The 6,316-nt window shown below is 70.2% G+C and carries 8 protein-coding genes; 3 read left to right on the top strand and 5 right to left on the bottom strand.

All coding sequences use genetic code 11. From position 1 onward, the window contains the following. The first annotated feature begins 134 nt into the window (after positions 1-134). On the top strand, positions 135-668 hold the full coding sequence (locus ACLJQZ_RS08920) for a GNAT family N-acetyltransferase (protein ID WP_410619547.1): 534 nt from the start codon (positions 135-137) through the stop codon (positions 666-668). On the opposite strand, the gene ACLJQZ_RS08915 is transcribed toward ACLJQZ_RS08920, so the two are convergent. The 4 genes from ACLJQZ_RS08915 to ACLJQZ_RS08900 all read right to left on the bottom strand — a co-directional run bounded on the left by ACLJQZ_RS08915 (position 658) and on the right by ACLJQZ_RS08900 (position 4,802). Continuing rightward, a complete protein-coding gene (locus tag ACLJQZ_RS08915; RefSeq protein ID WP_410619546.1) occupies positions 658-984 on the bottom strand; it encodes an MmcQ/YjbR family DNA-binding protein in 327 nt (108 codons plus the stop codon). The two genes, ACLJQZ_RS08920 and ACLJQZ_RS08915, sit on opposite strands and share 11 nt — an antisense overlap. A 38-nt stretch (positions 985-1,022) precedes the next feature. Next, complete coding sequence (locus ACLJQZ_RS08910; RefSeq protein ID WP_410619545.1) at positions 1,023-2,717, bottom strand: bifunctional metallophosphatase/5'-nucleotidase; 1,695 nt, start codon at positions 2,715-2,717, stop codon at positions 1,023-1,025. 114 nt (positions 2,718-2,831) lie between these two features. Then, positions 2,832-3,671, bottom strand: coding sequence for an alpha/beta fold hydrolase (locus ACLJQZ_RS08905; protein WP_410619544.1), 840 nt, complete (start codon positions 3,669-3,671; stop codon positions 2,832-2,834). Between the two features lie 51 nt (positions 3,672-3,722). Beyond that, positions 3,723-4,802, bottom strand: a complete 1,080-nt coding sequence (locus ACLJQZ_RS08900; protein WP_410619543.1) for a Gfo/Idh/MocA family protein — start codon at positions 4,800-4,802, stop codon at positions 3,723-3,725. Between the two features lie 388 nt (positions 4,803-5,190). Between ACLJQZ_RS08900 and ACLJQZ_RS08895 the strand changes: the two genes are divergently transcribed. Both ACLJQZ_RS08895 and ACLJQZ_RS08890 read left to right on the top strand, forming a co-directional pair. Next, on the top strand, positions 5,191-5,325 hold the full coding sequence (locus tag ACLJQZ_RS08895) for a hypothetical protein (protein ID WP_410619542.1): 135 nt from the start codon (positions 5,191-5,193) through the stop codon (positions 5,323-5,325). Between the two features lie 104 nt (positions 5,326-5,429). After that, complete coding sequence (locus ACLJQZ_RS08890; protein ID WP_410619541.1) at positions 5,430-6,074, top strand: VanZ family protein; 645 nt, start codon at positions 5,430-5,432, stop codon at positions 6,072-6,074. Here the strand turns inward: ACLJQZ_RS08890 and ACLJQZ_RS08885 are convergent. Further along, positions 6,015-6,191: a hypothetical protein gene (locus tag ACLJQZ_RS08885; RefSeq protein WP_247059431.1), complete on the bottom strand. Its 177-nt coding sequence runs from the start codon at positions 6,189-6,191 to the stop codon at positions 6,015-6,017. The two genes, ACLJQZ_RS08890 and ACLJQZ_RS08885, sit on opposite strands and share 60 nt — an antisense overlap. Positions 6,192-6,316: the final 125 nt, after the last annotated feature.

The following is a 6,316-nucleotide window of genomic DNA, read 5'->3' as shown; positions in this document are numbered from 1 at the left end:
CGCGACCAGCGAATCAACTGCTCACGCTCGACATCAGCCAACACCAGCTCAGCCTTCGGACGCCCGGTTCTCGACATATCCCCATACTACCCACTTAACTCACGAATTTACGACGCGACACACTAGGGGGAGAAATGCTCGAGGGGGAGCTCGTCCGGCTGCGCGCGCTGGAGCCGGAGGACGCCGAGAAGATCCACCCGTGGGTCCACGACCCCGAGGTCGGCCGGTGGATGACCAACAGCTACCCGCGCTCCCTCGCGCAGCTGCGCAGGCACGCCGAAGAACGCCCGGTCAACAGCTACGAACTGGTCGTCCTCGGGATCGAGGCCAAGGCCGACGGCAAGCTCATCGGCGTCATCGACCTGCGGGACGCCGAGCCCGAGATCGGCAACGCCGAGCTGGACGTCTACATCGGTGACGCCGAGTACCGGAACGGCGGCGGTTACGGCACGGAGGCGCTGCGCCTGATGTGCCGGTACGGCTTCAACGCCATGCGCCTGCACATGATCACGCTCTGGGTGGTCGCCGGGAACGAACGCGCCCGGCACGTCTACCGCAAGGTCGGGTTCTCCGAGGACGGCCGCCACCGCGAGGCGTTCGTCGCGGCCGACGGCGAGCGCCACGACATGATCCTGATGAGCATGCTCAAGGGCGAGCTCAAGTCGTGAGCCGCTTCGGCGCCTTCAGCCGCCACGCCTCTTCGAGCAGCTCACGCAGCTGATCGACGTCGACCTTCTCGAGGTCGACGATGATCGAGCCGGAGCCGTCGTAGTGCGGGGTCGTGAAGAAGGCCGCGTCGCCGGATTCCAGCAACGCGGCCTTCTCGTCGAGCCCGCACATCACGACCAGGCCGCCTTCGGCCTCGGTGCGCAGCCGCGCGAACCCCTTGCCCGCCACCTTCAGCGCGGGCGTGCGGTACCAGGTCGCCGCCTCGACCTCGGGCAGTCCCGAGGCCAGGCGGACGACGTCTTCCCAAGTCGTCATGGGTCCATTGTCGACCCGGTGTCTTGGAAAAACCGGACCTACGGCAGCAGGGTGATCCGGTCCGCCGCGGGCGGGGCCAGGTTCGGGTGGGCGCCCAGGTACGCGGTCAGCGCGTCCAGGTCGACCGGCCCGCCGGCCAGGTTCGTGCCCTTGGTGAACTCGGTGAAGCCGTCCCCGCCGGCGGCGAGGAAGTTGTTCACCGACACGCGGAACGTCGCCCCCGGGTCGACCGGCGTGCCGTTCACCGTGATGTTCGAGATCCGCGAGCCCTGCGGCGCGGACGCCGAGTAGCTGTAGTGCAGCGAGCTCGAGATCTGCAGGAACTTCGGGTTCACCCCCGGCGCCCACTGCTGCTCCAGCACGTTCTTCAGGTTCGCGCCGGTCAGCGTGATCGTCTGCATGATGTTCGAGAACGGCTGGACGGTGAACGCCTCGCTGTAGGTCACCACGCCGTCGCCTTCGCCCGCCGGGGACGACGCGTAAGTCAGGTCGGCGCGGATGCCACCCGGGTTGGTCATCGCGATGACCGCGCTGTTCGACTGCGTGCCCGCCAGCTGCGCGTCGGCGATGACGTCGCCGAGTGCCGACTCGCCGGCCGCGTTCCCGGCCGCCTTCAGGTCCGTGGTGATCATGCCGACCTGCTTGTTCCCGATCGGGGCCGCCTTCGCCGTCGCGTCGGCGACCAGCGCCGCCACGGCCGGGTCCGGGGTGACCGTGCGGGTGACGATCTCGTTGTGCGCCTGCGTCGCCGACCGGACGACGTCGCGCGTCTTCAGGTTGATCTTCAGGTCCACCACGGACAGCAGGCGGCCGAACGACGCGCCCTGGATGACCGTGCGCGGCTGGCCGGCCGGGTCGTTGATCACGCAGTTGTACTGCTGGTGGCTGTGGCCGGTGAAGATCGCGTCGACCTTCGGGGTCACCGCCTTTGCGATCGCGGTGGCCGGCCCCGGCAGGACCCGGCAATCGTTCGGCCCCTCGAGCTCGGTGCTGTCACCCTGGTGCAGCAGCACGACCTGGGACTTGACGCCGAGGAAGTCGAGCAGGTTCGCGGTGCGGTTGATCGCCTCGACCTCGTCACCGAACTTCAGGCCCTTGATGGCCTCCGGCGTGACGACCGAGGGCAGGTCCTTCAGCGTCGCGCCGATGACGCCGATCGGCACGCCACCCTCGAACTTGACGGTGAACGGCAGCAGCGCCGGCAGGCCGTTGGTGAAGTACACATTGGACCCGAGGAACGGGAAGGCCGCACCCTTGAACTTCTTGTCGAACTGGCAACCGTCGGTCGGGTGGCAGCCGCCGAACTGCATGCGCTGCAGTTCCTTGTAGCCCTCGTCGAACTCGTGGTTGCCGACGACGGACGCGTTGACGCCCAGCATGTTCAGGAAGTCGATGGTCGGCTCGTCGTGGAACAGCGCCGAGGTCAGCGGCGACGCGCCGATGTTGTCACCGGCGGAAACGACGAACGAGTTGCGCACCTGCGACTGCAGCTGCTTCACGTGCGTCGCCAGGTAAGCGGCACCGCCGGCGTCCACAGTGGTCCCGTCGGACTGCGTGACGCGGCCACTGGAGCCAGTCGGCGGTGCCAGGTTCCCGTGCAGGTCGTTGAAAGCGATGATCCGGACGTCGGTGGTCGGGTCCGGGCGCTGGCCCGCGGACGCGGGTGCGGTGGTCACCGCCGCCGTCACCAGCGCGGCCGCGGCGAGCACCACGAGCCGGGTTGAAAGCCTCATGCGTGTTTCCTCCGATTCGCGCCCAAGGTCCCCACACGGGCGCACGGCGGAGGATTCTGCCTCGCGGCGGAGTCAACTACCAGGGTCAAAAGACGGACGTAAAGCGAACGTCATCTAACGGCTTCCGGCGAGCAGGGTCTGCGCGACCAGCTCCGGGTCGTCGCTCATCGGCACGTGCCCGCAGCCCGGCAGCAGCGCGAACGTCCCGTTCGGCGCGACCTTCCGCAGCTCGGCGACGCGCGGCCGGGCGAGGATCCGGTCGTGCTGGGCCCACGCGATCGTCACCGGGACGCCGGTGACCGGCCCGGTGAAGCGGAAACCCCGCTTTCGGGGGTCCGGGTGGCGGAGCCCCCGGCCTGGGGCGAAGCCCCGGATGCCACTGCCGCGGGACTGCGCGGCGGTCGGCTCGAAGCCCGGCGCGGTCGCGAGCGCGTGCGCGTCTTCGGCGACGATCTCGGGCGAGAGCAGCTCGGGGCGGCCGACGATCATGCCGACCAGGGCCTTCCGCCCGGCCGCCGTCGCGGCCAGCCGGCGCACGACGTTCGGCGGGGTGCGCTGGGCGAGCGCGCGATGGGCCTTGAGCGTCGCGATCGCGTAGAGCTTCTGCCGCCGGTTCCACAGCCCGGCCGGCGACAGGGCGGTGACGCTGCGGACGAGCCCGGCGCGGCCGAGTTCCAGGGAAAGCAGCCCGCCGAGCGAGTTGCCCGCGACGTGCGGCCGGTCGAGGCCGAGCTCGGTGAAGAGGTCCTTGAACATCACCAGCGCGGGCTCGACGCCGTAGCCGCCGGCGGGCTCGGGCGACTCGCCGAAGCCGGGCAGGTCGACGGCGATGACGTCACGGTGCGGCGTGAGCAGCGGAAACACCGGGGCCCAGGCCTGACGGCGGTGGCCGATGCCGTGGATCAGCACCAGCGGTTCGCCCCGGCCCGCGCGGTCGTAGACAACGTCGTCCATTACCCGAGAGTAGGTCCGGGTCGGCGGAAAATCTACTACCGCCGGTAACAGTTACTCTGCGTCCGGGTGAACCCGCGTCCCGGTGTCGGCCGACCGCTGGACGGCGTCGAGCACCCGGTGCACGCGCAGCGCGTGCCCGAAGTCCGGCAGGTCGCCCTTGAGGTGCCGCGCGTAGGCGTGCGCGACGTTGTACGACGGTTCGGACGCGCGCCCGGCCAGCTGCGGCAGCTCGTACCGCGTCGGCACGGCGAGCCGCTCCAGCGTCCCGGTGCGGCTGCCGCGCAACGTCAGCTTGGAGATCCAGAACAGCGGGTCCGCGGCCTCGACGACCAGGGTGCCCTCGGTGCCGTTGATCTCCCAGAGGAAGTCCGTGGCCGGCGACGTGCCGCCGCGCAGGTGCAGCGACACGATCGCGCCGCCGTTCAGCACGCCGGAGACGGCGATCTGGTCGGGCACGGTCATCGGAACGGCGTCGCCGGTGACCTCGTCGCGCACCCGCGGCCGGACGGTCGCCATCGTGGCCGACAGCTCGGCGAACCCGCCGAGCACCATGTGCAGCGTGTCGGCGGTGTGCGCGAACGGGATGGTCAGCAGCGTCGCCCCGCCCTCGGGGTGCAGCTGGTAGTCACGCCCGGCGCGGACGCTGGAGCCCCAGTTCCCGCCGGACGCGATCAGCGACGTCGAGAGCACACGGCCGACGTAGCCGTCCTTGATGAGGTCACGCAGGTAGCGCAGCGCCGGCGCGGAGCGGCCTTGCAGCCCGACGGCCGTCTGACCGTCCTTCGCGGCTTCGGCCAGCTCCCGGGTCTCCGCGAGGCTGACGCCCAGCGGCCACTCGCTCAGCACCTGCTTGCCCGCGGCCAGCGCGGGCTCGATGAGCGCCCGGTGCTCGGGCACCTTCACGGCGACGACGACCAGGTCGACCTCCGGGTGCCGCGCCAGCTCCCCGGCGTCGCCGAAGGTCAGCGGCACGCCGTACTTCTCGCCGGCCACGCGCGCCGACTCGGCGCTGCTCGCGCTCAGCGCGCGGAGCTCGTAGCCCTCCACCGCGGCCAGCGCGGGCACGTGCGCGGTCGCGGCCCAGCCGCCGTTCGCGCTGAGCCCGACGATGCCGACCCGGACCGGTGCCATGAGCGTTCCTTTCGTTTCCCCCACAAGACTTACGTGCCGAGCGTCGCGGTCGTTCCCGCGTGAGCGCAAGCCACACCAGATGGCGGCGACCGTTGCCCGGAACGTCTTTGCTGTCTCCGGTGGGCATGAAACGGAGTCGCTCGCAGCCACGTCTCGCGCGGCATTCCCCTCGAAGACGTGCACAGCGACGGCTTCCGCGGCCGCCGCGCGGACCGCGTCCACGAGCCGCGCGGCCGGGCCGTGGCCCCGCGGCTGTGGCGCAACCCACATCGGGAAGACCAGCCATTCGGCCGCACGCGGACGAGCGAGCCGAAGCACTCCGGCGTGTCCGGTAACACCGGATGTCGCGGCCACGATGAGGCGAACGTTCCGGCAGGTGGGGGAAAACGTGGGTATCGAGGTCGTACTCGTGGTGCTGGCCGTCGTCGTGCTGCTGATCGGCGGCACGATGTTCAGCGCGTGGCGCGCCGAACGCACCGAAGAGCGCGAGAACGACGCTGAGACGTTGACCGACCGGCCCTGACCGATCGGCCCGTCGCCGGGTCGGCCAGTTGGCCGATGGGGGTGTCCGGCGTCCGGCTGTTCGACCGAAGCGGCACCCCGGTCAAGATCCATAACGTCGGTGGCATGACGAACGCACAGGTCACCGCCCTGCAGTACGGACTCATCGGCTTCTTCGCGCTGTGGACCGTGGTGCTGGTGCCGCAGCTGCTCACGCAGCTCGCGCGGCACGGTGGCCTGCGGCTGCGCGGCATCGTCACCACCGCGGCCGTGCTGCTCTACGGGTGCATGACCCTCGCGGTCGTCTTCCTGCCGCTGCCCGGGCCCGGCACCCGGCGGCCGAGCCAGACCGTGCAGCTGCACCCGTTCCAGTGGATCACCGACATCCACACCGAGCTGCTGAAGCACGGTGAGCCGCTGTCGCAGTGGTTCATGACGCAGACGTTCCAGCAGGCCTGCATGAACGTCCTGCTGTTCGTCCCGCTCGGGGTGTTCGCGCGGATCCTCTGGCGCCGCGGGCTCGTCGGCACCACGCTGATCGGCTTCACGGCGTCACTGCTCATCGAGATCACGCAGGTCACCGCGAACTTCGGCACCGCACCGTACGTCTACCGGATCTTCGACGTCGACGACCTCGTGAACAACACGTTCGGCGCCGGCGTCGGCTGGGTGTTCGGGGCGCTCCTGCTGGCCCTGCTGCGGGCCAAGCCTTCAACGGTCGACGTGCAGCCGGCCCGGAGCCAGCGGATCCACCTCGCCCAGACGCGCTAACCGAGCCTTGCGCTGCAGAGCGGCGCGCTTCGCGGCACGGCGATCCTCGAGGACGACCACGACGGCCGCCACGGCCAGGACCAGCGCGACCAGCCCGAGGACGATCGGAAGCTGCACGAATCCTCCTCGGTACGACGCTGTGCGGGAGATCACACAGGGTACGCAGGTCAGTGGCGACTTCGCTACCCCCGGCGACGGGCGGGTACGGCGAAACGGGTCCGGTCCGCGGAGAGCCAGGCGTC

The sequence above is a fragment of the Amycolatopsis sp. cmx-8-4 genome, assembly GCF_046548675.1.
In the GTDB taxonomy this organism is placed as follows: domain Bacteria; phylum Actinomycetota; class Actinomycetes; order Mycobacteriales; family Pseudonocardiaceae; genus Amycolatopsis.
The sequence above is the reverse complement of the archived record's forward strand: the minus strand, read 5'-3'. Positions and strand labels throughout refer to the sequence as shown.